Here is a 26,314-nt window from a genome sequence, read left to right as displayed (position 1 = left end):
AGAAATTCACAGCAATATTCTCTAGTAACATAGCAAAAAGACTACCAGTTCTAATTCTTTTGGTGGATTATGGCATAAGTTTAAGCTATATGGTTAACACCATAGGGTGAATTTATCGCTCACTTAGAAGTTTTCTATATTTCATTGGAGACATGCCCATTACAGTTTTGAAAACTCGTGTAAAGTGTGTATTATTGGTAAAGCCAGCTTTTTCAGCAATATCAATAATTTTATACTTTCTATTTTGAAGTAATTGAGTTGCATTTCTAATTCTTATGCTATTTAAGTATTCAATAAATGTAAAGTTTGTTGTTTGCTTGAATAATTTACTTAAATAAAATGGGCTCAAATAAAATTCTTTAGCAACTGAAGATAAGGATATAGTCTGGTAGTAATTTTCATTTATATATTTAATTACTTGTGAGATTTTTGGATTAATTGGTTGCATAGAATTGTAATCCTTTAACTTAAAATCATCAACAAAATTATTAATTAGAATTAGCAATTCGCACAACAATACTTTGGAATGAAAATCTTTTTTATCGCTTTGACTTTTATCAACTTCAAGAAGATGATTTAGAACACTCTCAATATTGTTCTTATACTTAAATGATAAAGGTAGTACTCTATTTTTTAAATTAAAACATGAATATAAATTAAGAGTATTCACATTTTGGGAAAATTCTTCTAAAAATGCTGGAGTGAAATTTACTACAATTCTTTCATGAGAATGATCCGAAAAATCAGAAGTTTTATGGATTTCGTTAACGTCTACTAATACAAGATTTCCTTCAGATATTTTATAAATGGTGTCATTTATAAAATATTTTCTTTCGCCGTGAATTAAATAAAATATTTCATAATCTTCATGAAAATGATGTTGAGGCATATCAAATTTTTTGGTTCTCTTTAGCTTATTTATAAAAAAATTATTATGAAAAACTCGAACAGATCTATTAGACATTTTAAACATCTCCCAATAATAAATATTAAAATATGTAAAGAATAGAGCCTTATGATAAAAAAAGTGAAATTTATCAACAATATTTAATATACAATGTAATTAAACTATATTCATTTTCATAAGTCAAATATTATTCAGTATTAAAGGAAAGCAAATGCTATTTGCAAGCCTTTAGTATTGAACGAAATGATTATAGGATATTTAAGTTAACTAGAATGAATGAGGTACGCGTATCAGAAGATAATTTTGAACCAAGAGATTTTGTACCATTATCTATAGATGGTGTAGATTGGATGACAAAAGAAGTAGTACCGGCAATTATATTTTTTAAAATCATAATATTAAACGCCCGCTTAATGTGAATTTAAGTGAGGGCGTTTTTATAATTAGATAGTCTTTTTAAAATTATTTAATCCTTTCAGAAAACTTTCTAAGTCAGTTGGAGAGTAATTTTTTTGTGCAGCTTTAATATCTTTAAGAGGTGGCATGCCAAAATACCTGCTGAAAAAATAAGTGCCGATACTCTTCTGATATTAATAGATTCTAATAAAGGTCTAATTCCATCTTCCGTTAAAATTTTAGCATTTCTTTTTTGTATAATAATATTTTATCATAAATTTCCAACTTATTGGGTTCGAGACTTTAAAGATAAATTATACATAATTATGAAATATTTAATTTATTTTTATGTGCCTTATATGATTTAGTTATAATATGAGTAGTCTGAAAATGAAATAGAATTTGTACAAAAATGATAACAAATATATTTTGATATAATTTATAATCAAAGTGTAAATATTTACAAAGTGGTTAAAGTGTATCATGAAATGGGGGAAATATGAGTTCATATATTTTTGAAACAATTGAGCATGAAGAGAAATATCCAGCAAAGGTGTTTGTAACATCAATTGAACATTCTAGTTTTCATTGGCATTATGATTATGAATTAATTTTAGTTCTGAAAGGATCCCTAATAGTAAATGCAAGCCCTAAGATAACGGTTTTGGAAGCAGGGGACATTGTGTTATTAAATTCAAAAGCAGTACATGAATTACAACGTACTAAGGAAAATAATTTATGCTTATTTATCCAGATGAATGAGAATTTATTCAAAAATACAAAAGATGATAATAGATCGTATTATTTTTACTTAAATAGCAAGCTTAATGATAAAAAGCCTAAGAACGGATATGATGTATACGTTGCTAATGCTGCTAAAATTGGACTTGAAAGTCAGAATGATGAAATATTTAACACTTATCGGGTAAAATCTTTAGTTTATATGTTAATAGCGGACTTATTTGAATTCACATTATATGATATTCATCAAAAAGCTGTAGATTTGAAAGAAACAGAAAACACAGAATTGCTCATGCAGGTAATAAACTTTATCCAAAAAAACTGTACAAAAGATACAGTATTAGATGAACTATATAAATTTATAGGCTTGTGCGAGAAATCAGTTTATCGTTTCTTAAAGGCAAACATTGGATTATCACCTAAAGATTTAGTACTTAGCAGCAAAATAGAGGCTTCTAAATATATGCTTAAGTTTTCAAATAAGTCAATTAGCTTTATAGCAAATGATTGTGGCTTTTATTCTGAAAGTACTTTTTACAGAGCTTTTAAAAAAGAAATAGGTGTGACCCCTTCTGAATACCGAAAAAGTGGGGCAAGTTTAAATGCGGATCCTAATGTACAAGGCTATTTGCGTTTTGATTTTAAAGAATCTATCAATTTATTAGAAAAATATTGTAAAGGGGATATGTAAAAATGAAATGTACTAAATTAAAAAGACTATCTTATACTGAAAAGGCAAAGGAAATAGTTAACTCTTTAACTCTAGAAGAAAAGGTTTCCTTAATGGGTGGAAATGTTACTCTTAATGATATGCTCTCTGATTTGAGAGATGCTGATGAGCAAAAACATTATAATAGTTATCCTTATCCAGCAGGAGGAATAGAGAAGAATAAGGTGCCTCCTATGCTTTTCTGTGATGGCCCAAGAGGTGTAGTTTGTAGTGCAGGAAAAAGCACATGTTTTCCAGTATCAATGCTTAGAGGTGCAACATTTGATACAGCATTAGAAGAAAAAGTAGGTAATGCTATAGGTAAAGAAGTTCATGGGTATAAAGGGAACTTATTTGCAGGAGTATGTATCAATCTTCCGTATAATCCAGGCTGGGGAAGAAGCCAAGAAACTTATGGTGAAGAATCTTTTCACTTAGGGGAAATGGGACGAGCATTAGTTAAAGGTGTACAAGACGAAAATGTAATCGCATGTGTAAAACATTTTGCCTTTAACCAAATGGAAATTTCCAGATTTAAAGTAAATGTTGAATGTGATAAACGTACTGAAAGAGAAGTATTTCTTCCTCATTTCAAGAAATGTGTTGATGCAGGTGCAGCAGCTATTATGAGTTCTTATAATTTATACAAAGGAACTCATTGTGGACATCATGATTACTTATTAAATCAGGTATTGAAAAAGGAATGGGATTTTGATGGATTTGTTATGAGTGACTTTATTTGGGGAGTTAGAGATACGGTTGAAGCAGCTAATGGCGGACAAGATATGGAAATGTGCTGCACTCAGTTCTTTGGAGATAAATTAGTAGAGGCAGTAAAAAACGGACAAGTAAAAGAAAGTAAAATTGATGAATCTGCATTACGTATCGTGCGTACATTGCTAGCATTTGAAGATGCTTATTCAAATGAATATGATGAGAGCGTAATCGGATGTGAAGATCACATTAAACTTGCACTTCAGGCAGCAAGAGAGGGGATTACATTAATTAAGAATGAAAATAATGTATTGCCACTAAGCAAAGATAAAGCAAAAAAAATTGTTGTGTTAGGAAAGTTAGGAGATAAAGAAGTAATTGGAGATCACGGTTCAAGTCAGGTAAGACCAGCTTATGTCATAACACCATTACAAGGAATTGCAAATTCAGCACCTAAAGCACAAGTTGTATATTACAATGGGGAAAATTTGGAACACGCAAAAGAATTAGCTAAAGATGCAGACGCAGTTATATTTGTAGTTGGATATAACTATGACGATGAAGGTGAATATATATCAGAAGATGAATTTGAATCTTACACAGGAGCAGTAGGTGGAGATAGAAAAAACTCATTAGGTCTTCATGAAAATGAAATTAAATTAATACAGGAAGTAGGTCCTGTTAATACCAATTCTATAGCTGTGTTAATTGGTGGAAATATGATAATGATGGAAGAGTGGAAAGAAAGCGTTGGAGCTATAATGATGGCATATTATCCAGGTATGGAAGGCGGAACTGCAATAGGAGAGATTATATTTGGAGATGTTAATCCAAGTGGAAAACTACCATATGTAATTCCATTTAAAGAAAGTGATCTTCCACAAGTAAATTGGGATACAACATCTCAATGGTATGATTACTATCATGGATATACAAAGTTAGAAAAGGAAGGCATAAAACCATCTGCTCCATATGGATATGGACTATCTTATACTAAGTTTGATTTTAGTGATGCAAAGTTTGATGCATCTGATGATAGTGTTATCGCTAAATGTATTGTTAAAAATACAGGAAAAATGGCAGGGGATGAAGTCGTACAAATGTATGTCGGATTCAAAAATTCATCTGTAGAGAGACCTGTAAAATTGTTAAGAGGTTTTGCTCGTGTAAATTTACAGCCAGGAGAAAGCAAGGAAGTGACAATAACTTGCCCTAAAGAGGAGCTTTGCTGGTATAATCCAAAAACAGAACAAATGGAATTAGAGAAAATGGAGTATGAGGTGTATATAGGAAGCAGCAGCGCAGAGTCGGATCTACACATGGGAAAAGTTACATTGTAATTGTTTCAAATACAAATGAAATGACAGAGTGAAAAGTATTAGTTTAATTACAGTTAATATTAGTTGGTTGATTAGTTAATATTAACTGTACATAAAAATATAATTACTTTACTCTGCCATATCAAGTCATATTTTTATAATATATAAGTTTTAATTAGAATTCAATGCTTTTTGAATAGGAATTATTGAAAACTCAAAAAAATTTCAGCATTTATTATTTATTGATAAATGTGCATCATTAATTAGAACATATATATTCTTGGAGTAATCGTTTAATTGCTTTATATGTTGAGTACTATGAAAGGAATGAGTATTTTTATGGAAGAAAAAATTAATTTAAAAGAAAAGATTTCTTATTCAATAGGCGATGTAGGATGTAACTTTGTGTATGTGCCAATTACTTCTTTTTTGATGATATATTATACTAATAGCGTTGGACTTGGAGTAGCAGCAGTTGGGACACTAATGCTGATTGCGAGACTTTTAGATGGTGTGACAGATTTATCAATTGGAGCACTTATTGATAAAACTAATACAAGATGGGGGAAAACAAGACCTTGGATTTTATGGAGTGCACCATTTATGGGGATTGGTTTGATATTATTGTTTAATGTTCCTATGGGTCTCAGCAATGGTGGAAAGCTGATTTATGCATATATCACTTATATATTTTTAGTGTCAATTGTATACACGGCCTCAAATTTGTCATATTGCACATTGCTGTCAAGAATATCAAGCAACATACAGGAACGTTCAGTTTTGAGTTCAATTAGATTTGTTTTTGTTATTTCATTTACTATTATATTATCAATGATTACAAATCCATTGGTTGAAAAGTATGGATGGTCAAAACTTGCAGTTATTTATGGAATAATTTCATGTGCATTTCTATTCATAACATTTGCATTTACCAAGGAAAGAAATCAGGATGAAAAGGGAGAAAAATTCAAGTTAAAAGTAGGAATTGGTTCCTTGATGAAAAATAAATATTTTTTACTTATAGCGATTATGTTTATTATTATTTATACAGATATGGGGTTATTCTCAGGAGCTACTCTTTATTATACAACCTATGTATTAAATAATGCTAATTTAATGGGGATGCTTACTTTAGCACTTTATGCACCTATGATAGTTGGATTTGCACTTTTACCTAAGTTCATAAGTAAATTTGGTAAATGGAAAGTTATGATGTTTGGATTTCTAGTGAAATTAGTAGGTGTTATTATTATGGCAATTAATCCTGCTTCTTATGAGCTTGTTATGGCAGGAAGTATTATAAAGGGTTTTGGTATGGCTCCTCTAATAGTTGGAATTTTCGCAATTGTTGCAGATGCTGTAGATTATGGAGAATGGAAAACAGGAATACGTGCAGATGGATTAATTAACAGTTGTGTAAGCTTTGGAATGAAATTAGGGGGGGGTCTTGGCACTGCAATTCTCGGATGGATTCTTGACTTTGGAAAATATAATGGAACAGCTGCTGTACAGACAGGAGCTGCAATAAAGGCAATTAATATTTCATTTATATACTCAGGAATTGTATTTACCATAATTGGATTAATCGTAATGTATTTTATAAATATGGACAAGTTTTCAAATAAGATGGTAACTGAACTTAATATTAAGAGGACTTCTAAATCTATAGAATTAAATTAATTTATCCAATGTCTTAAAGCGAGATTTAGTTAAGTCAAAAAATAAGTTTTATTGCTTAAAGAACTTGTGCATTAATAATTAATCAAAAAAGATAAGTAATAATTTTAGTAGATTTAAAAGGTCACGCTTCGCCTCCACCATAAAACTCACTAAAATCTAATTTTTTGGATTTCAGTGGGTTATTTTTATCAAAATACCTTTCTGATGTTACATCAATATGTAAAAAGGACTATTTTATGGTAAAATAGTTTCTAGAACAACGTAGTTGGATGATTTAAATATTTATATATTATAGAGTAGTGGACAACTTGAGTTTAACTGAGCAAAATAATGTTGATATCATATTTTATAAATAATGGAGAGGTATAGATGAAAGATTATATCAAATTTATCACTGAAGCATGGAGAGAATTTGTTTCTACGGGACAAGTTAATTCAAAGGTTAGACGAGAAATTAGAGACTCATGGATAAGGTGTAGAAAGTATGGAGTAAATCCTAATAATGGAAATGGGAATGTTAAACATCCTAATATAGGTGAGTTGATCAATAAAAATAATGAACTTATTTCTGTTGCCAGACCAGTTATAGAAAGTATTTATAGTATGGTTTGTGGATCGGGATTTGCCTTATTTTTAGCTGATAAAGCTGGGTATATAATAGATGTAATAGGTGATAAAGATATAATGGAGAGAGCTGAGGGATTAAATTTCCTAAAAGGTGAATTGTGGTCAGAAAAAGTAGTTGGAACTAATGCTATAGGAACAGCCTTATATCTTAATAAGCCAGTTCAAACAATTGGAGCAGAGCATTATGGGATAAACCAGCATTCTTGGACATGCTCCGCGGCACCAATATATGATGAAGATGATAATTTAATCGGATGTATAAATATGTCAGGTAATTATTACAATGCTCATTCTCATACTTTAGGCATAGTAACAGCTGCAGCTCAGTCAATACAGAAACAAATGAAATTAGCTACTTCATATAAATTACTTAATATAACTTTTGAATCTATATCAGAAGGTATGATAGTTATGAACGAACATATGAAGATAAAAAGAATAAATGGACGAGCACTAAAAATTTTAAATATATCTTTAGAAGAAGCAATGAATATGGATATTAATCAGGTTTTAAGCGGCATTGATTTTCATAAGCTTATTAAAGAGGAAAACAAGTTTTTGCATAATTTAGAGTGGGATTTTTCCATAAATAATGACATAATAAAATGTGTTATAAATATACTTCCATTAAATAAGAATGAGAAAAATAGCGGTATGGTAATAACTTTTACAGAGGTCGAAGTGGTACATAAACTTGTAAATAAATTTGCAGGATATAAAGCTCAATATGAATTTAAAGATATAATAACCAATAATTTAGAAATGAAAAATATGATAAGTTTTGCTAAAAAGGCTGCAAAAAGTGATTGTAATATCTTGATTCAAGGAGAAAGCGGTACTGGTAAAGAGTTAATTTCACAATCAATACATAATTATAGTAATCGAGCAAAAGGTCCTTTTGTTGCAGTAAACTGTGCTTCAATACCTAGTGAACTTGTTGAAAGTGAATTGTTTGGATATGAAAAAGGAGCTTTTACAGGTGCTTCGAAAGAAGGACATCCAGGTAAATTTGAATTGGCAGATGGAGGAACAATATTTCTAGATGAAATTGGAGAATTGCCTTTAGATATTCAAAGTAAGCTTCTCAGAGTCTTAGATAATGGGAAGATTGTAAGAGTTGGTGGAACTTATGAGAAGCAATTAAATGTCAGGGTTATTGGGGCTACTAATAGAATATTAAAAAATGAAATAAGTAAGCAAAATTTTAGAGAAGATTTATATTATAGATTAAGTGTAATGGAAATAAAGACAATTCCACTTAGGAAAAGAAAAGAAGATATAGATTTGCTTGTGAATGAGTTTATACAAAAGTTAAATATAAAAAATAGAAATAAAATTATAAGTTTAAAACAATCATATATAGATGAATTAAAGAAACATGATTGGGATGGAAATATAAGAGAACTTAAGAATGTTGTTGAACGAGATTATTATTTAAGTGAAGATGAAATAATGAATATAGACATAAACAATTTAGATTATAAGAATACAATACAAACTCTGCATCAAGAGTATCCAAATCAAGAGGAAATTAAAATAGTTAGTCTTGATTTATTAGAAGAGAATGCTATAAGGGATGTTATAAAAAAATGTGATGGAAATCTTCAGCTAACATCTAAGCTGTTAAATATAGGAAGAGCAACTTTATATAGAAAGATAAAAAAATATCATATAGATGTATCAAAATGAGAAAAGAAGAATGTGTGTATCAAAATGAGAATAATAAATGTATCATTTTGATACATCTTTATTTTGTAGTTTAATAGTTTTTTTATAAAGTTGTATTACATATAATAGATAAAATCTAATTATATCAAGCAAATAACATAAATAACACAAAAAGTTATGAGTTTATTCATAACTTGGTATGAAACTTGCTCAATAAGTATATGTGAATTAATTAACAATTTATTTAAGGAGGAGTTTTAAGATGAAAGCAGCATTATGGTATGCAAAGAAAGATGTTAGAGTAGAGGAAATTGAAGAACCTAAGGTTACGCTTAATGGTGTAAAGATTAAAGTAAAATGGTGTGGAATATGCGGATCAGATTTACATGAATATTTAGGAGGACCTATATTTATACCGGTAGGACAACCACATCCATTAAGTGGAACAACAGCTCCAGTAGTTCTAGGACATGAATTTTCAGGAGATGTAGTTGAAGTTGGCCCTAATGTAACTAATTTTAAGCCAGGAGATAGAGTAATAGTTGAACCTATAGTTGCATGTGGAAAATGTCCGGCATGTCTAGAAGGAAAATATAATTTATGTTCATCATTAGGTTTCCATGGACTTTGCGGAAGTGGTGGAGGACTTGCTGAATATACAGTTTTCCCAGAAAAATTTGTACATAAGATACCAGATGAAATGTCTTATGAACAAGCTGCCTTAGTTGAGCCAATGGCGGTAGCATTGCATTCAATTAGAATTGGTAATTTTAGAACAGGTGATACTGCGTTAGTACTGGGATCTGGACCAATAGGACTTGCAACCATTGAGTGCTTAAAAGCAGCTGGTGCAAAATTAATAGTAGTATTACAAAGAAAATCTATAAGACAAGAGTATGCTAAAAGGGCAGGAGCAGATGTAGTATTAGATCCTAATGAGGTAAATATAGCAGAGGAAGTTAAGAAGCTAACTAACGGATTAGGAGTTGATGTGGCATTTGAAACTACAGGAGCTCAAATAGGTTTTGATACAGGTATAGATAGCTTAAAGTTTGAAGGAACTTTAGTTGTAACTAGCATATGGGAAAATGATGTTAAATTTAATCCTAATGTATTAGTATTTACTGAAAAGAAAATCATTGGAACATTAGCATACAGACATGAATTTCCAGCAACTATGGCTCAAATGAAAGATGGAAGAATAAAAGCAGAAGGATATGTAACCAAGAAAATACATCTAGATGATATAGTTGAAGAAGGTTTTGGAGCATTAACAGGTCCAGAAAAGAAGAAACAAGTTAAGATATTAGTAACACCAGACAAGGAACTTGTATCTAAATCGTAATATATATGGAATTTACAATTAGTAATAGAGAGATTAGTTAGTGCTTATAGATAAAGTATATTCTCACAAGAACAAAAATTATACTAAGAGTCAGCTGAAGAGAAAATAACAGCTGAATCTTAGTATACTTGGTTAAATTAGGAGGAACGTAAATGTATAAAATAGTGAACAAAAAGGAGCTTACAAATAATATATTCTCAATGGATATAGAAGCACCAAGAGTAGCAAAATCTGCAAAGCCTGGGCAATTTATTATCATAAAAAATGATGAGAAAGGTGAAAGAATTCCTTTGACTATAGCTGATTATGATCAAGAAAAAGGAATAGTAACTATAGTTTTTCAAACTGTAGGAAAAGGAACAAAACAGTTAGCTTCTTTTAATGAAGGGGATCATGTAGCTGACTTTGTTGGACCATTAGGTGTACCAAGTGAATTTATACATGAGGATATAGAAGAATTAAAGAAAAAGAATTTTATCTTTGTGGCAGGTGGAGTTGGTGCAGCACCAGTTTACCCACAAGTAAAATGGATGCATGAACATGGAATAGCTGTAGATGTTATTTTGGGAAGCAGAAACAAGGATTTATTAATATATGAAGAAAAACTAAAGACTGTTGTTGGAAATCTTTATGTAACAACTGATGATGGTTCATATGAATTTAAGGGAACTGGATCAGATATGCTTAAAGAATTAGTTAACAATCAAGGTAAGAAATATGATCATGCAATTATTATTGGACCAATGATAATGATGAAATTTACTTCTATGCTAACTAAGGAATTAGGAATTCCAACAACAGTAAGCTTAAACCCAATAATGGTTGATGGTACAGGCATGTGCGGTGCTTGCAGAGTTACGGTTGGTGGAGAAGTTAAGTTTGCTTGCGTTGACGGGCCAGAATTTGATGGACATCTAGTAAATTACGATGAATCAATGAGAAGACAAGCTATGTATAAAACAGAAGAAGGAAAAGCACAGTTAGAAGTTGAAGAAGGAAATACTCATAGTCACGGTGGCTGTGGTTGCAGAGGTGATAAATAATGGACATGAATGAGAGATTAGTTAGAATACCAGTAAAAGAACAAGATCCAAAGGTTAGAGCAGCGAACTTTGAAGAAGTTTGTATTGGATATAGCGAAGAAGAAGCAATTAAAGAAGCTTCTAGATGCTTAAACTGTAAGAATCCTAAATGTGTAGAAGGATGTCCAGTATCAATCAATATACCAGGATTCATTTCTTATGTTAAAGATGAAAAATTTGAAGAAGCTGCAAAAGAAATTTCAAAATACAGCTCACTTCCAGCAGTTTGTGGAAGAGTATGTCCACAAGAAAGGCAATGTGAAGGAAGATGTGTTTTAGGAATAAAAGGTGACTCAGTATCTATTGGTAAACTTGAAAGATTTACAGCAGACTGGGCAGCATCACATAATGTTGACTTAAGTGCAACAGAACCTAAAAATGGAATTAAAGTTGCAGTTATAGGAAGTGGTCCTGCAGGACTTACTTGTGCTGGAGATTTAGCTAAAAAAGGATATGAAGTAACTATATTTGAAGCACTTCATAAAGCTGGTGGAGTTCTAGAATATGGAATTCCAGAATTTAGACTTCCAAAAGAAAAGGTAGTTAAAAATGAAGTTGAAAACATTAAGAAGCTTGGTGTTAAAATAGAAACTAATGTTATAGTTGGCAGAACTATAACTATAGATCAATTGTTTGAAGATGAAGGATTCAAGGCTGTATTCATAGGTTCAGGTGCAGGGCTTCCAAGATTCATGGGAATACCAGGGGAAAATGCAAATGGAGTATGCTCAGCAAATGAATTTTTAACAAGAGTAAACTTGATGAAGGCAGCAGTAGAAGGATATGACACTCCAGTTAGATCTGGTAAAAAAGTTGCAGTAGTAGGTGGAGGAAATGTTGCTATGGACGCAGCAAGGACTGCCTTAAGACTTGGATCTGAAAGCCATATCGTTTATAGAAGAGGTGAGTCAGAACTTCCAGCAAGAGTAGAAGAAGTACATCATGCTAAGGAAGAAGGAGTAATCTTTGATATATTAACTAATCCAACAGAAATCTTAGTAGATGAAAATGGATGGGTTAAAGGAATGAAATGTGTAAGAATGGAACTTGGAGAACCAGATGCATCAGGAAGAAGAAGTCCAGTTGAAGTTCCAGGTTCAGAATTTGTTATGGATGTAGACACTGTAATAATGTCACTTGGAACATCACCAAATCCATTAATTTCATCAACAACTCAAGGGTTAGAAATCAATAAGAGAAGATGTATCGTAGCTGAAGAAGAAACAGGTCTTACTACTAAAGAAGCAGTTTATGCTGGTGGGGATGCAGTTACGGGAGCAGCAACAGTAATCTTAGCTATGGGGGCTGGTAAGAAGGCAGCAAAAGCTATAGATGAATATTTAGAGTTAAACGTATAATACATTTGACAAATAAAATAAATTTGATGTATATTATATTTAATAGATTTCAGAAAAGAGAGGTATTTTTGTGAGTGTTTAGTATCTAAATAGTTAAGTTAATATTAATTCAAAAAATAAGAGGTTTTATATCTTTTATTTGCTATGGAATTAATTTGTACTATCGAAGATACAAGTCCACGAATTTACTTTATACAGAGGTAATGTAATTACCTTTATTAATTGTTGAATTTTAAGCTGTGGAAGTATCCATGGCTTTTTTATTATTTAAAACTAAAATTTGGAGATCTATAAATAATTCGTAGGATTGTAATGTAATACGGTTTTAGGAGAGGATTATTATTATGAATAAAGAAACTTTAGAAAAATTACATTACTATGAGCTTAAAGAAATAGTAAAAGAATATTGCGTAAGCGGATTAGGCAAAAGATTAATTGATAAATTAGAACCTGGCAGTAATATAAAAATTGTAAATCAAATGTTAGATGAAACTACAGAGGGAAGAAGATTATTAGATGCTTCTTATACTATTCCATTAGAAGGAATTTTCAATATCGTCCAATTTATTGAGAAAATTGAAAAAGGTGCTTCTTTGGAAGCAGAAGATTTAACCATAATATCTAATTTTCTAAGAGGCTGTAGAAAAGTTAAAACTTTTATGAAGGATAAAGAAGGTTATGCTCCAACTTTAAGTGCTTATGGAGAAAATATTTTTGATTTAGAGTATATTGAAGATGAAATAAATAGATCAATCAGGGGAAGCAGGGTAGATTCTAATGCCAGCAAGGAGCTTAAGAGAATAAGACGACATATTGATATGTGCGAAGGTAAAATAAAAGAGAAATTAGATAAATTTCTTAAAAATACTCAAAATAAAGAGTATATTCAAGAATTTTTTATAAGTCAACGAAATGGTAGATATACAATTCCAATCAAGGCATCCTATAAAAACTTTGTTCAAGGAACTATTATTGAAACGTCTTCTAAAGGAACTACTGTTTTTATGGAACCAGATGTTATTTCAAGATATACAAGTGAGTTAAGTATTCTGCAGGCAGAAGAAAGTGTGGAAGAATACAAGATATTAGCTGCATTAACAGAAATGCTTTTTGAAAGAATAAAAGATTTAAAATTGAACGTGGAGATAATATCAGAATACGATATGATATGGGCTAAAGCTAAGTACAGTAAAGCCATAAATGGAAGAAAACCTAAATTAAATGAATGCGGATATATAAAAATAGTTAAGGGCACATATCCTTTCATTAAAAATAACATTCCTTTAGATTTTGAGATTGGAAAAAATTATAGAAGCTTAATAATAACAGGACCTAATGCAGGTGGAAAAACTGTAGTGTTAAAAACAATTGGACTATTGACACTTGCAGTGCAATCTGGATTTCATATAGGAGCTGAAGAAGGGACAGAACTTTCGGTATTTAAAAAGATATTTGTGGATATAGGTGATAACCAAAGTATTGAAAATGCATTAAGCACATTTTCATCACATGTAAAAAACTTAGCTGAAATTGTTAAGGAAAGTTCAAAATCAACCTTACTTTTATTTGATGAGATTGGAAGCGGAACAGAACCTAATGAAGGCTCCGCTTTAGCTATTGCAATACTTGAAGAATTATATCATAAGGGATGTATAACTATAGCAACTACACATTATGGAGAAATTAAGAATTTCTCAAAGCTTCATCCTGATTTTGAAAATGCAGCTATGGAATTTGAAAAAGAAACTTTGCAGCCTTTATATAAACTTAGGATAGGAAAAGTAGGTAGCAGCAATGCTTTATATATTTCTAAAAAGATGGGATTAGATGATTCTATTATTAATAGAGCAAGACGATATTTTGATAATAAAAATTATAATTATTCTTTAATTGAGGAAAGTAAAGTTATGAAGAATAAAGAACCACAAATTAAGGAAGATTTTTATAAATACTCAGTAGGTGATAGAGTCATTCTTTTAGATAATAATGAATCAGCTATTGTGTATAAAGAAATAGATAAATTAAACAATGTTACTGTACTATATAATGATGAATTGATTGAAGTAAATTATAAGAGAATAAAGCTAGATATAAAGGCAAGTCAGCTATATCCAGAGGGTTATGATTTAAATCAGTTATTTGTAAGCTATAAAGAACGAAAACTTGAAAAAGATATTGAAAGAGGGTCTAAAAAGGCCTTAAAGAAAATAAGAAAAGAATCAAAGGACAAAAATAATTCTCGAAAATAAGGCGATAAATAAAATGACAAGTCCAAAACTGGCAAATGCTAATAGATGTTAACTTATAGTAGATATTAAAGGGTCTACAAAAGAATTATATGTTCTCTAATACGGGACACGTGGAGACCGTAGCCATGTTGCAACGACTAAATATCTGATAAGCAGTGAAGGTCTAGATGTGATAAGTTTTAGAAGAATTGTTGATGTATCAGGCTATTCTCTTGGATATGTATAAAACTTTTTTAAAAATATTAAAAACCTATATATTTTTACTATGAAAAGCATTGGTGAATTAGGCAAACAACGGGCCGAAAACCTTCAACTATTTTCCCTAAAATAGATTTGGAAGAATTTTGATTTTTCTGAACAATTAATTTACTTGAATTGCAATGCAGAAGCAGAGAATAAATAGACTAAAAAATAACCTATCCAGGCGAATGTTTGTGAAATATGCTAAATTAAACAAGATACTGGATAATAAAAGGTAGATTAGGTGAAAATAATTAATCTACCTTTTTATTTCTTGTATGTTAACAAAATTTATATAATAGAAGCTACACCAAAGTATAATATACAACAATATAAATAAGAATTACTCTATGGGACAATAACTATCCTTTTTCCATGTTCCTCCATGTTCCAAACTTTTTCGATGTCTTTAAGCGGATACTTCACAATGTCCATGCTTAATTTACCTTGTTTTATCATATCCCATATAAGCTTGGTACCCTCAACAAAAGCTTCAGGTGGGGTCTGTCCACCTACCATTCCATAAATCTCAAGGCCTGAGGTTATTAAGCTTTGACCTGAGAGTTGTGCTGTCCATGCTGCTAATCCTCCGATGAGAACGAAACGAGTTCTTTTACTTGGTACACCGAGCGCATTTGGAGTAAAGGAGTTTATTATAACTTCTGCAGGGTGGCCCCATAGATAATCAAGTATCACATCGTAGCCGGTTCCGGCTTCTTTTTTTAAGGCTTCCACTACTTTCTCATCCGGCTGGTTAAGGTTAATAAAGGCATCAGCCCCTAACTCTTTAAGCTTTTCGCCTGATACCGGATTTCTTCCTGTTCCGATAACCCTTCCTGCTCCAAGATACTTTGCAATCTGTACGGCAAGCATACCCGAAACACTGGTAGCACCGTTAATCAGTACAGTTTCACCAGGTTGAAGCTTTGCGACATATTTAAGAGGCCCGAGAGAACTTAATGCTGCAGATGGAATAACTGCTGCCTGTTCTGCAGTCACCCCTTGTGGAATTGGAGTTGCGTAAGCCTTTGGTATCACTACCTTTTCCGCCATAGAACCATATGGAGACTTTATGCCTCGAAAACTCACAAGTGTCCCATCTTCTAGAGAACCTATACCGCCATGACCAATAACAGCTGGTAAGTTTGGATAGAATTGCTTGCTGGCAAAGTGAGCGCCTGCTGCAAGGGCTTTAAGTGCATAATCCAATATTACAGCCTCTACTTTTACTGTAATATCACCATCATTTAAAATAGGATCAGGGAAATCCTCGTACCTTGGAATATCTCCTAATTTGTTAATAACTGCTGCTTTCATATTGAACCTCCTTTTTTATTATGAACATTTGTGTCAACTTACTTTTGACAGAAAAAGTCATAGTAAGCATTTTCATTTACTATAAGCAGAACAATAAATCCGTTTATAGTTATATTAAGTATTATGAAACAGTTTGCATGGTTTGATTCATATTTAAATAATATTACAAGCATGCCACTTACTTCAAGTGGGTATCTTTACGCAAAATCCATGTTAATTCATATTTGTATCAATGTACTTTCAAAACACATGAAACCCACGACAATATTTATTTTGTATTGTCGTGGGTTGTTTTAGTTTACGAAAATTTATAAAAGAGTTTGATATTTATAATTACTGTAATAATTTTTCTTCAGAAATTCTTCAGATTTGCTCCATATTTTTTTGATATATATATTTTACAATTAAAACCAGGAAATGCAACTTTAATAAAGAAAACCGGGGAAGAATTAAGTTGAGATTTCATACTCTATATCAATAAAATCAAAGGAGAGAATTATGAAGAAGTATGTTTTTTTGTTGATTTTTACTTTATGCATACTTTCTTTTGCTATAGAAGAAAATGTATCAGCAAAAGAAATGACAACAGAAACACCAAATGTAATAGTACTTAAAGGAACAGATGAAACTAAGGATGGATATCCTGTGTATGAGCCTATGGATGACGATAAATTATTTATGGATATTTATAATAAATCTTTTATAAAGAAGTCAGTTGAACTTTATGGAGAGGCTTTGCAATATTCTAATTTAGATAGTAAAGATATATATTTTGCCTTTAGAGAAAACTCTGGATGCTATGGCAATATTGGTTTTTATCTAAAAAAGGATGGAGAGCTTTATGATAAGACAAAATCACCCTATATTGAACTTTCTACTGGACAATTGAAAAATTATAATGCCCTTGAATCAATAACACAAATTTTACCTCACGAAATGGGACATGTTATACAGAAAATTACTACATCTAATAATGGGGAGATAAATCAAAATGTAGTAGATATGCATTATTCTAATATACAAACAGAATATAGCACTGCTTTTTGTGAAGGGTTTGGAGAACATTTTGAAGTTATTTCAAGAATGCATGAAGAAAATAATGAAATTAAAAATGAAATTTATAAAGAGATAGAAGGGATAAAAAATAGTACTAAGTCTATAGTAAATAGTGCATCTAGAGATTTCACATTGCCTTTAAGATTGGATTATTATAGAGAGGTATCTCAATTTTGGCAACAAAAGTATGAAAATTTAAAGAGGCATGAACTTGGATTAAATGGGGATGGTAAATACAAAAATTTAAGTTATGATTTTATGGATCCTGAGAAAGCAATTTTATATAGAAATATGGGACTTTATCAGGATAAGACAAAGATGAAAAGCTTGGAGCAGAGTTTATCTACTGAAATAGTTGTCTCTAATTTTTTTATTAAACTTATAACAACTGATACTAGAGAATTAAATGAAAGATACTCTAAGGTCTTTAATGTTTTTAATAAGTATTTAAATAAGGATAGTAAACCTCAATTGATAGAATTTGTTAATGGATATATAAGGGAATATCCTCAGGAAAAAGAGCGGATATTACAGATATTTAAGGATAGCACAGGTCATGATTTTACTGAAGAATGTGCTCCAGAAATATGGTGTATTAGTCAAGGGGAACATAGCAATATTATCTTTGATCAATTTAAAGGTCTTAAGTTTCCGTATTATATATTTAATATAAATACCTGCGAAAAGGAAGATTTACTTAAACTAAAGGGTATAAGTAAAAGCGATGCAGAAGGAATAATTGCATATAGAGATAAAAATAATGGATTTAAAAATACTGATGAATTTGCCAATATTAAAGGAGTAAACGGTAAAGCCATAGAAATATTAGCAAATAGCACTAGTAAAGAGCAGATTGAAAAAGTAACAAGTGCTATGAATGAAAGTAAATTTGAAAATATAATTTCTAATGCTATAAGGTACAGTAATAAGAAAAGTGACATAAATATAAAGATTGCTAAGGCTGAAAATGGAACAATGGTAAGCATTGAAAATGAAGGTAAGCCGATAAAAGAAGATGAACTTAATAAAATTTTTGATATGTTTTATAGAACTGATGAATCAAGAAATAATCGAACTGGAGGCTCAGGAATAGGACTTTCAATTGCTAAAAGTATTGTGGAGTTACATGAAGGCAAGATATGGGCAGAGTGTAAAGAAAATAAAATATGTATTTATGTAATTATATAAAGTAGTGGATTTTAAGGGTAACGTTTCGCCTTTAACTTGAAACCCACAAAAATCTAAAATTTGGATTTTCATGGGCTTATTTTAATTATCAAAAGATAAAATTAATAGTGTGAATGATGAGAGTATAAATTTAAATATTACAATTTATTTCAAGATGACATTGAATTGATAAAAATAAATGTGAGAATTTAAGTTAGGGTATAAATGGTTTTAAAAACCTTAGCCGAGTATTAGATCTCCCATTAATATTCCTACAATTTGCTTTTGAGAATTTAGAACAGGTACGGATATTGCAATACAATAATTATTTGTATCTACAGAAATATAAGGCTCTGATTTGAAAAAATTTCCTTCAATTGCTTCTTTAAAGTATGGCCTATGAGAAAAGTTTACGTAAACTTCATTTTCAGTATAATCTAAAGTTATAGCTTTTCTTAAACCATCTCTTTGCATTAAGGCAAAAAGATCAAAATAAGGATATTCAACAATTTTTTCCTTTAGTATTTTTGTAGCACTATTATAGTCCATATCCCATAAAATATCATTTTTAGATAAGTTTATGAGAATTTCTAATCCATTATTTATATACTGGTTTGTTTTATCATCTATAGTATAATCTTTTGCAAAGCAATCAATATGTCCTTTCAAATTGCTATTCATATCAGCTAAAGCGGATGCAGAAGTTGAAATATTGATTATAGAGTTTAATTGATCCTCAGAAGCAGCAGCAACTTTTTTTGTAGAATCTGATATAGCGGTGGAAACAATTTCTATATCATCAATGAATCTACCTATTTTATCTATCTTGTTTCCTTGAATATCAATTATTTTATTTATATTTTTTACTGAAGTTAGTGTAGCTTCATTTTTATCTTTAATAGTTTTTAATTTATCTTTTGTTATACTTGAAAATTCAATATTATCATTTATTACTTTTACCTCATTAGCCATTGATTCGGATATATCTTTTATTATGTTATTTATGTCATTTATTATATTTTTTATATCCTTTGATTGTTCAGATGAAATTTTAGCAAGTTTTTGTATCTCGGTTGCTACAACCGCAAATCCTTTTCCTTGTTCTCCTGCGCGTGCTGCTTCAATGGATGCGTTTAATGATAACAAAGTTGTATTTTCGCTAATATTGTTTACTGCATCTGAAATGCTTTGAATTGTATACACTTTGTCGTATAGTAATTTAGTCTTATGTGCTAAATTCTCATTAGAAAGTGCAGAATTATTAAGTTTTTGTATTAGCTGATCATAAATTTCATTTGTTTTATTTATCTCAATTGTCATGGAATAAGACATATCTTCAATTGAATTTCCGTTATTTATTATAGATTTATTTTCTTCAACGATTTCTTCGATAAAATTCTTGGCTTGTACTATATCATTGGTTTGATTTTCAACAACAGTAGATATTTGATTTATTACCGCTGTCGTATTATTAGCAGCGAATTCAACCTCTTTTGAATATTTTCCTAAATCTTTACAATAATCTATTAACTTATCATTAAGTGTTGCGGTTTCATTTATAAATTTTCTTATATATAAGATAAATGTATTTATATTTAAAGAAAACTTTTTAAAAATTCCCATTCCGTTTAAAGTTATTGTTTTTGTTAAATCACCTTTGGATATCTTTTCTAAATGATTATTTATTGTATATAACTTTTGAGTATTAGACCTAAAAATTATTGCGATTAGTATTAATGTTATTAATACTGATGTAATTATAGTGACTATGAACATACTAATGCCCCCTTATGTAATGATATCTTACTAAAACTATATGTTTAATATATATTATAATAAATATTGGAAGTTGTAAACAAATTTTTCTAAAATCATTTTATTCTAAATAAGGTTAGGAAATAGTATATAGTAAATTTTGTGTGAAAATACCGAAGGTTGAAAGTGTGTGTTAGAATTGCTGAAAAATTATATATAGTAAGTTAATGAAATGATTAAGAGTAAACTATAATAGTGCAAAAATGCTTGAGTAATTTTACAACAAAATATGGTAGATATATCTATTTGGTAAAAAATTCAATTGTGAATATGTGTTATGAATTTTAAAAAATTATAGTCACTATATTTCCACAAGCTATAAATTTACTAAACAAATCGAGAGAATATTTAAAAAGCTATTTCAATCTTTTGGAGATTGAAATAGCTTGATTGCAAACCAATACCACTGAATTATATATGGATTATAGTGAGAATGTTTCAGGTTCAGCAGTATAAGAATAAATAGTAGCAGTTCCTTTTGTAAAGTATAAAACTGAAAAAACTCCATTATCAGCGCTATGATTAGATTTTAAAAATGGATTAGATTCTAGTGCAAATTCCTTTGCTTCACGTCGTTCATCATTTGCAACTTCTCCAGCAATACGAATCCATTGTCCCTTTTTATTCATACAGGAAATTTCGACTTTAGGGTTTTCTAACATTTGTTTAAAGCATTTTTTTGTATTCTCTGTGACAATGTATAATTTTCCTTCATATTCAAAGACAGCACCAAATGGTCTTACTCTTGGTTGGTTACCTTCAGTAGTTGCTAAATAAAAAGTACCACTTTCTTTTAAAAATTCTAATGCATTGCTCATATTCATAAGTATTGCTCCTCTCGTATATGTGTATTAAACTTGACGTCATGTTAATAATATCATATATAATAAATATGAAAAGTACGAATTTTAAGTGGAGTAAGTATCTAATTAGATACTGTGAAAGGAGCTATGATGAACAATAACAGTTTTGGGAAATGTACATATCTTATAGCGCAAAGAATATTTTCTGGGAAATGGTCAATATTAATTATGTATAATTTGAATGATGGAGTACTACGTTTTGGAGAACTACAAAGAAGAATGGATAATATCGCACAGTCTACATTAACAAAGGAATTACGAATACTAGAAGATTATGGAGTGATTAATCGACATGTTTATTCGGAAATTCCACCAAGGGTGGAGTATTCACTAACAGACTTAGGAAAGGAATTTAAGCCTGTGTTAGAACAGTTTGGAATTTGGGGAGATAAGTATATTAAATCTACTAAAAATGAATAGGTGATAACTATCAGAATGTATTATTAAGGAATTATTTTATAAATTACTAAAGATAAATACAAATTGTAAAAATCGTATTATTCAATAAATTGAATTTGCGATTTTTTTGTATAATACAAATATACTGCAAAAGAGAGACTTAAAAATGATATAGAAAAAATTCTATTTGCTCATCTCAATCTGTGAAGTGACACATATCAAGATCTGTTAACATTCCTTTAGTTTGATTTATATGCGATCTTTTTATTTATGTAGGGAAATAAAAATCATTAATTACGGGACTTTACATTCTCGTAATTGAAACATATAATATCATCATATTGAAAGCTCTAAAATCCTAGGTATGACATTATTTTTAAATCTTGCTTTTGTCAGAGATTAACAAGATAAGTAAAAAACCATGAAAATCTAAAATTTGGATTTTTATGGTTTTTTTATATACTTTGAAGCGGATTATAATAGAGGATTTTTTATGTAATCCTGAACTATATGTATACAAGGATATTATGTGAAAGTATGTAATAAGAATAAAAAGTAATTCACCATAATGAATTCAAGAAAATTAAAATAAAAATATATGAATAAATAATGTATAGGATTTCAATGGCTGCGCTTCACCTCTCCACCATAAAACCCGCGACTATTTGTATGTGGCTTAAATAGTCGTTGGTTTTTATTGCTACAAGCGGCTTCATCTTATGCATTTTGCAAAAGATGAAACAATCCATAAATTAATCAATATTAGAATTTAGTTTATTTTTTTCTTCAGAAACCGTATGGAGGATTCTTTTTAGAATAGTAATTGTTTGTTCTTCTTCCCTTTTAGATAAATTTTTAGAAAAAATAGACACTAACTCTAAAAATGCTTCATCTATTTTAGGGATAACTTTTTTACCTTCTTCTGTTAAATATAACTTATAGATACGCTTATCATTTTCATCTTGAACTCTTTTTACATAATCATTTTCTATTAAATTTTTTACTGCTTTTGCAGTAGTTGATTTACCTACATACAAAAATTCACTTAACTCTTTCTGATTTATACCTTCATTTTTTGAAATCACATATAAAAAATCATGTTGGCCACTTCTAATATTTAAATCTATAAGCTTTGAATTTATTATGCTCTGAGCATTTCTATAAATTGCTGCATTAAGTTTACTAATGTTCTCCATATTTACTTATCTCCTTTACATTAGTTTCCTATAAAGTGAAACTTTTCAGGTGGAGTTTTAACTCCAGCTGAATTTAGTTGAACTTATCCAGGAGCGTGCAGCCGTTATCTACCGCTTAAAGAAAAGGGAGTGTTACGGATGCTAGCTATCGGATAAAACCATCTTAATTATATAGATAAATAATTATAGTTTCAATAATTTACTAGGATATATATATTTTCGAATTATAGATTAGTATTTTAAAATATAGATATTATTTACAAAAAGAAAGCTCTGTCCTTGATAAGATGCAGAGCTGACTTTGTATGTGATTAATTTATACTTTGAGAATTTATGTTACGTACAAATTATAAGGTGAAATGCTACTTTTGTATTTGCGATTGAAGTTTTCTTTTTCTACCAATAATGAAATAAAGAATAAACGCTATAATAGCAGATCCACTTGCCCAAAGATACATTTGAGCATATCCAACGTTTGATGAAACCACTCCTAAAATTACTGCTCCTAATCCTATACCACAATCAAATGCAGTGAAAAATGTAGCATTGGCAGCACCTAGACGTGAAGGTGGAACACCAGTCATTGCCATTGTCTGTAAACTAGATTGAGTTGCTCCAAAGCCTATTCCGTAAATAAATGCGGCGATTAAAAACATGCTAATATTTGAGGCCTCAGATAACAGTGCCATAGATACAATTACACATATAAAACCCGGAATAATTGCATAGTCAAAACCTAATTTATCTATTATTTTACCGAATATTGGTCTAGAAATAAATAAGGATATTGCATAGACTGTAAAGAAAATTCCAATGTTCTCTATGCCTTTTTGTGAGGCATAAAGAGGTAAGAAACTGGTTAATGCACCATAAGTTATTGTTACAAAAAATACTATAATAGAAGGATTTACAGATACTTTTTCATACAATGAAGCCTTTATTTCAGTTTGCTCTTTAATCTCAATTTTTTTGTATTCTAATTTAAAAGCAATAATGGCACCAAGCACGGCTAGTAGAGTAGATATAAAAAACAGAGCCTGAAAGCTATATTTTGATATCACAAATAGTCCAATGGTAGGAGCTACAGCCATGGCCAAACTACTTGTCAAACTAAAATATCCCATTCCTTCACCAAAACGATCCTTTGGAATATTATCTGTAGCAATTGTATTGGAAGCTGTACTTGCTGCACCCCAGCCAAAGCCATGGATAAAACGCATTATAAGAATTGCACTAATAAATGGAACTAGTGAATAAGAAAATACTGATATAATAAATATAAATAATCCAACTAAAAATACCTTTTTTCGTCCTAATTTATCAAGAAGTAATCCTGAAATTGGCCTAATTATTACTGAAGATACTACAAATGCTCCAGTTACTAATCCAATAATAGAGTTTGTCCCTCCAAGTTTTTTTGCATATAGCGGAAGTGTAGGTAATAACATTTGAAATCCAAAAAATATTAATAAGTTTATGACGTTTATAATGACGAAGTTTTTTGTCCAAAGAACCTTATCTTTTTGTATATCTTTTTCCATTATTGTTCTCTCCTTTGTAATATTAGTTTCCTTTGCAACTAATATTAATATAACATGAATTAGTTTCCTTTGCAACTAGTTTGATTTATAAAGTCGGTGAAATTAAATTTTTTATATGTATATATTAAAATGACTTATCAGGCAAAGATAAAGAGTGGTAAGCTCTTTTTGTTTCTTTAAGAAATTATAATGAAGTTGGATATAAAGATAACTTTTGAAAGTGCGGAAACAAGTGGTCTGTAAAGTTATGAAACGGAAGAAAAATTTTGTGTAAATAAAAACAAGTCTATGAATTGAGAAAATATACATCGTATAGATTGGATTAGCTTATAGAATAACATTGGATGATTAAAAAATATTAAAAGTGGTTATTGTTGAAAGGAAAAATGGAATTATAATAAATTAAAATGATTTAACGAGGAGAGTTTATATGAGAATAATAATTAACAAAGAGATTAACATACCTAAAAATAATTTAAAAAAGTACATTATAGATAAAACGCTTATTATTCATAAGGTACTTTTTAAAATTATTTATACATTGAATTTGAGATGTTAATAACTAACTAAAAATTATGAAATATATATTGCAATTTGCAATGTACAGTTCACAATTAACAATTATTGAAGAAATCCTGTAAGGATTTCAACCATAATTGTCAATTGTACATTGTAAATTTTCAATTGCAACATATATATTAAATTTTCAATATAGAGTTTGTTTTTTTATATTACCGACTGCACTCAGAAGCTTTACCAGTTAGAATATCAATTCCATGAGGAAGGGCAGGTAGTATAACCTCTAGATTTTCTACAGCACCTTTGGGACTTCCAGGTAAATTTACTATTAAGGTGCTTCTTCTAATTCCGCTAACAGCTCTTGAAAGCATGGCTTTAGGAGTTATTTTCAGCGAAGCATTTCTCATTGCTTCAGGGATGCCAGGAACTAGTTTTTCTATAACACTTGTGGTGGCTTCTGGAGTAACATCTCTTTTTGAAAAACCTGTTCCTCCATTTGTTAAGATCATATTAATACCTAAGGAATCACAAAGATATATTAGTTCTGATTTTATCATTTCAACTTCATCAGGGATTATTTTATAATATTCTACAGAAAACTTATCAGTTGGTAGAATATCTTTTATAGCTGGACCAGTTAGGTCGTCGCGTTGATTGTTGTAGCCTTTATCACTTATAGTTAGTATTGCTGTACTTATCATTATGTTTACCTCCTGAGGGAAGATTTGTATTAGGCACAATCAAATAAATAACAAGTCCATTTGTCAGCCTTGAACCTGTTATTTATTTTCATGTGCCTTAGTAAATATTTAAACTTAAATAATTATACTATAATTTAATCATAGATGAAAATATTAATATTAAATATAAGATTAATTAAGAAAAAAATGAAAGACTTAATATAAGTGATAATTAGTTAGAAATATGTAAAAATAAAGCTTTAAATGAAGAATTTCATCAATATTTTGGATTGACTAAAATATTGCAGAAGGGTAAAATATATAGAATCGGATTTTGTTAATAAAGTAGGAGATTTAAATAGAAAATGAGTGCTATAAATCTTGAATTGCAAGAACGAATTAAAAAAGTTACAGTTAAAATTATAAAACATTACAGAGGTATAGGGCCAGAATATGTTAAGGTAAATAGTAATTCCCCTGATACAATAACTGTAGAGATAAAGGGTATTCTTTCAAATCTTAGCGAAATTTTGGTTAATGAAGGCGCTGTCGATATAGTGGCAGACTATTGGAAGATAATGAAGCCTCATCTTGAAAAAAATTTTCTTCAGGAAGTAAAGGATATATTGAAAAAAGACTTTACTTATAGCTGGAAAATTTGTAATATAGAAAATGATAATAGAACAGTAGTTATAACGATAAAATTAATAGATTAAACTCTAAAAG

The 26,314-nt window shown here is 29.9% G+C and carries 19 protein-coding genes and 1 pseudogene; 13 read left to right on the top strand and 7 right to left on the bottom strand.

What is annotated here, in order from left to right:
• Nucleotides 1-112: 112 nt before the first annotated feature.
• A complete protein-coding gene (locus tag CDLVIII_RS25540) occupies nucleotides 113-964 on the bottom strand; it encodes an AraC family transcriptional regulator (RefSeq protein WP_009172382.1) in 852 nt (283 codons plus the stop codon).
• A 161-nt stretch (nucleotides 965-1,125) separates the two neighbouring features.
• Between CDLVIII_RS25540 and CDLVIII_RS32370 the strand changes: the two are divergent.
• The 10 genes and pseudogenes from CDLVIII_RS32370 to CDLVIII_RS25490 form a co-directional block, all read left to right on the top strand.
• A pseudogene (locus CDLVIII_RS32370) lies at nucleotides 1,126-1,179 on the top strand (hypothetical protein); the annotation flags it as partial.
• Nucleotides 1,180-1,326, top strand: coding sequence for a hypothetical protein (locus CDLVIII_RS32365; protein ID WP_242836049.1), 147 nt, complete (start codon nucleotides 1,180-1,182; stop codon nucleotides 1,324-1,326).
• A 476-nt stretch (nucleotides 1,327-1,802) separates the two neighbouring features.
• On the top strand, nucleotides 1,803-2,735 hold the full coding sequence (locus CDLVIII_RS25525) for an AraC family transcriptional regulator (protein ID WP_009172381.1): 933 nt from the start codon (nucleotides 1,803-1,805) through the stop codon (nucleotides 2,733-2,735).
• Between the two features lie 2 nt (nucleotides 2,736-2,737).
• On the top strand, nucleotides 2,738-4,807 hold the full coding sequence (locus CDLVIII_RS25520) for a glycoside hydrolase family 3 C-terminal domain-containing protein (protein ID WP_009172380.1): 2,070 nt from the start codon (nucleotides 2,738-2,740) through the stop codon (nucleotides 4,805-4,807).
• A gap of 318 nt (nucleotides 4,808-5,125) precedes the next feature.
• Nucleotides 5,126-6,466: a glycoside-pentoside-hexuronide (GPH):cation symporter gene (locus tag CDLVIII_RS25515; protein WP_031275914.1), complete on the top strand. Its 1,341-nt coding sequence runs from the start codon at nucleotides 5,126-5,128 to the stop codon at nucleotides 6,464-6,466.
• A 369-nt stretch (nucleotides 6,467-6,835) separates the two neighbouring features.
• Nucleotides 6,836-8,782: a sigma 54-interacting transcriptional regulator gene (locus CDLVIII_RS25510; protein WP_009172378.1), complete on the top strand. Its 1,947-nt coding sequence runs from the start codon at nucleotides 6,836-6,838 to the stop codon at nucleotides 8,780-8,782.
• A gap of 241 nt (nucleotides 8,783-9,023) precedes the next feature.
• Nucleotides 9,024-10,106, top strand: a complete 1,083-nt coding sequence (locus tag CDLVIII_RS25505) for a 2,3-butanediol dehydrogenase (protein WP_009172377.1) — start codon at nucleotides 9,024-9,026, stop codon at nucleotides 10,104-10,106.
• Between the two features lie 152 nt (nucleotides 10,107-10,258).
• Nucleotides 10,259-11,149, top strand: a complete 891-nt coding sequence (locus CDLVIII_RS25500) for a sulfide/dihydroorotate dehydrogenase-like FAD/NAD-binding protein (protein ID WP_009172376.1) — start codon at nucleotides 10,259-10,261, stop codon at nucleotides 11,147-11,149.
• Nucleotides 11,149-12,546, top strand: coding sequence for an NADPH-dependent glutamate synthase (gltA, locus tag CDLVIII_RS25495; protein ID WP_009172375.1), 1,398 nt, complete (start codon nucleotides 11,149-11,151; stop codon nucleotides 12,544-12,546). Before CDLVIII_RS25500 ends, gltA begins: the two co-directional genes overlap by 1 nt.
• A 344-nt stretch (nucleotides 12,547-12,890) precedes the next feature.
• Nucleotides 12,891-14,795: an endonuclease MutS2 gene (locus CDLVIII_RS25490; protein WP_009172374.1), complete on the top strand. Its 1,905-nt coding sequence runs from the start codon at nucleotides 12,891-12,893 to the stop codon at nucleotides 14,793-14,795.
• A 588-nt stretch (nucleotides 14,796-15,383) separates the two neighbouring features.
• Here the strand turns inward: CDLVIII_RS25490 and CDLVIII_RS25485 are convergent.
• Nucleotides 15,384-16,352 carry a zinc-binding alcohol dehydrogenase family protein gene (locus CDLVIII_RS25485; RefSeq protein ID WP_009172373.1) on the bottom strand — a complete coding sequence of 323 codons (969 nt, stop codon included), beginning with the start codon at nucleotides 16,350-16,352 and terminating at the stop codon, nucleotides 15,384-15,386.
• Nucleotides 16,353-16,850: 498 nt separating this feature from the next.
• On the opposite strand from CDLVIII_RS25485, the gene CDLVIII_RS25480 reads away from it, so the two are divergent.
• Nucleotides 16,851-18,596 carry an ATP-binding protein gene (locus CDLVIII_RS25480; RefSeq protein WP_009172372.1) on the top strand — a complete coding sequence of 582 codons (1,746 nt, stop codon included), beginning with the start codon at nucleotides 16,851-16,853 and terminating at the stop codon, nucleotides 18,594-18,596.
• Between the two features lie 219 nt (nucleotides 18,597-18,815).
• Here the strand turns inward: CDLVIII_RS25480 and CDLVIII_RS25475 are convergent, their stop codons facing one another.
• Both CDLVIII_RS25475 and CDLVIII_RS25470 read right to left on the bottom strand, forming a co-directional pair.
• On the bottom strand, nucleotides 18,816-20,351 hold the full coding sequence (locus CDLVIII_RS25475) for a methyl-accepting chemotaxis protein (RefSeq protein WP_009172371.1): 1,536 nt from the start codon (nucleotides 20,349-20,351) through the stop codon (nucleotides 18,816-18,818).
• A gap of 461 nt (nucleotides 20,352-20,812) precedes the next feature.
• Complete coding sequence (locus CDLVIII_RS25470) at nucleotides 20,813-21,208, bottom strand: pyridoxamine 5'-phosphate oxidase family protein (RefSeq protein ID WP_035302563.1); 396 nt, start codon at nucleotides 21,206-21,208, stop codon at nucleotides 20,813-20,815.
• Nucleotides 21,209-21,340: 132 nt separating this feature from the next.
• On the opposite strand from CDLVIII_RS25470, the gene CDLVIII_RS25465 reads away from it, so the two are divergent.
• Nucleotides 21,341-21,673, top strand: a complete 333-nt coding sequence (locus tag CDLVIII_RS25465) for a helix-turn-helix domain-containing protein (RefSeq protein ID WP_035302562.1) — start codon at nucleotides 21,341-21,343, stop codon at nucleotides 21,671-21,673.
• 731 nt (nucleotides 21,674-22,404) lie between these two features.
• On the opposite strand, the gene CDLVIII_RS25460 is transcribed toward CDLVIII_RS25465, so the two are convergent.
• The 3 genes from CDLVIII_RS25460 to CDLVIII_RS25450 all read right to left on the bottom strand — a co-directional run bounded on the left by CDLVIII_RS25460 (nucleotide 22,405) and on the right by CDLVIII_RS25450 (nucleotide 25,609).
• Nucleotides 22,405-22,848, bottom strand: coding sequence for a MarR family transcriptional regulator (locus CDLVIII_RS25460; protein WP_009172368.1), 444 nt, complete (start codon nucleotides 22,846-22,848; stop codon nucleotides 22,405-22,407).
• 362 nt (nucleotides 22,849-23,210) lie between these two features.
• Complete coding sequence (locus CDLVIII_RS25455) at nucleotides 23,211-24,389, bottom strand: MFS transporter (protein WP_009172367.1); 1,179 nt, start codon at nucleotides 24,387-24,389, stop codon at nucleotides 23,211-23,213.
• Nucleotides 24,390-25,120: 731 nt separating this feature from the next.
• Entirely contained in the window at nucleotides 25,121-25,609 is a 489-nt protein-coding gene (locus CDLVIII_RS25450; protein WP_009172365.1) for a MogA/MoaB family molybdenum cofactor biosynthesis protein, read from the bottom strand.
• A 344-nt stretch (nucleotides 25,610-25,953) separates the two neighbouring features.
• Here CDLVIII_RS25450 and CDLVIII_RS25445 point away from each other — a divergent pair, with 344 nt between their 5' ends.
• Nucleotides 25,954-26,304 (top strand): Na-translocating system protein MpsC family protein, encoded by a 351-nt coding sequence (locus tag CDLVIII_RS25445; protein ID WP_009172364.1) that lies wholly within the window; start codon nucleotides 25,954-25,956, stop codon nucleotides 26,302-26,304.
• Nucleotides 26,305-26,314: the final 10 nt, after the last annotated feature.

The organism is Clostridium sp. DL-VIII (assembly GCF_000230835.1).
In the GTDB taxonomy this organism is placed as follows: Bacteria; Bacillota; Clostridia; order Clostridiales; family Clostridiaceae; genus Clostridium.
Note: the sequence above shows the minus strand (reverse complement) of the source record. Positions and strands in the feature narration are given on the sequence as shown.

Bases quoted from the DNA above. Each gene is read 5' to 3' on its own strand.
- CDLVIII_RS25445 (WP_009172364.1), top strand. From the start codon at position 25,954: ATGAGTGCTATAAATCTTGAATTGCAAGAACGAATTAAAAAAGTTACA.
- CDLVIII_RS25450 (WP_009172365.1), bottom strand. From the start codon at position 25,609: ATGATAAGTACAGCAATACTAACTATAAGTGATAAAGGCTACAACAAT.
- CDLVIII_RS25460 (WP_009172368.1), bottom strand. From the start codon at position 22,848: ATGGAGAACATTAGTAAACTTAATGCAGCAATTTATAGAAATGCTCAG.
- CDLVIII_RS25470 (WP_035302563.1), bottom strand. From the start codon at position 21,208: ATGAGCAATGCATTAGAATTTTTAAAAGAAAGTGGTACTTTTTATTTA.
- gltA (WP_009172375.1), top strand. From the start codon at position 11,149: ATGGACATGAATGAGAGATTAGTTAGAATACCAGTAAAAGAACAAGAT.
- CDLVIII_RS25485 (WP_009172373.1), bottom strand. From the start codon at position 16,352: ATGAAAGCAGCAGTTATTAACAAATTAGGAGATATTCCAAGGTACGAG.
- CDLVIII_RS25475 (WP_009172371.1), bottom strand. From the start codon at position 20,351: ATGTTCATAGTCACTATAATTACATCAGTATTAATAACATTAATACTA.
- CDLVIII_RS25480 (WP_009172372.1), top strand. From the start codon at position 16,851: ATGAAGAAGTATGTTTTTTTGTTGATTTTTACTTTATGCATACTTTCT.
- CDLVIII_RS25500 (WP_009172376.1), top strand. From the start codon at position 10,259: ATGTATAAAATAGTGAACAAAAAGGAGCTTACAAATAATATATTCTCA.
- CDLVIII_RS25520 (WP_009172380.1), top strand. From the start codon at position 2,738: ATGAAATGTACTAAATTAAAAAGACTATCTTATACTGAAAAGGCAAAG.
- CDLVIII_RS25465 (WP_035302562.1), top strand. From the start codon at position 21,341: ATGATGAACAATAACAGTTTTGGGAAATGTACATATCTTATAGCGCAA.
- CDLVIII_RS25525 (WP_009172381.1), top strand. From the start codon at position 1,803: ATGAGTTCATATATTTTTGAAACAATTGAGCATGAAGAGAAATATCCA.
- CDLVIII_RS25510 (WP_009172378.1), top strand. From the start codon at position 6,836: ATGAAAGATTATATCAAATTTATCACTGAAGCATGGAGAGAATTTGTT.
- CDLVIII_RS25540 (WP_009172382.1), bottom strand. From the start codon at position 964: ATGTCTAATAGATCTGTTCGAGTTTTTCATAATAATTTTTTTATAAAT.
- CDLVIII_RS32365 (WP_242836049.1), top strand. From the start codon at position 1,180: ATGAATGAGGTACGCGTATCAGAAGATAATTTTGAACCAAGAGATTTT.
- CDLVIII_RS25505 (WP_009172377.1), top strand. From the start codon at position 9,024: ATGAAAGCAGCATTATGGTATGCAAAGAAAGATGTTAGAGTAGAGGAA.
- CDLVIII_RS25490 (WP_009172374.1), top strand. From the start codon at position 12,891: ATGAATAAAGAAACTTTAGAAAAATTACATTACTATGAGCTTAAAGAA.
- CDLVIII_RS25515 (WP_031275914.1), top strand. From the start codon at position 5,126: ATGGAAGAAAAAATTAATTTAAAAGAAAAGATTTCTTATTCAATAGGC.
- CDLVIII_RS25455 (WP_009172367.1), bottom strand. From the start codon at position 24,389: ATGGAAAAAGATATACAAAAAGATAAGGTTCTTTGGACAAAAAACTTC.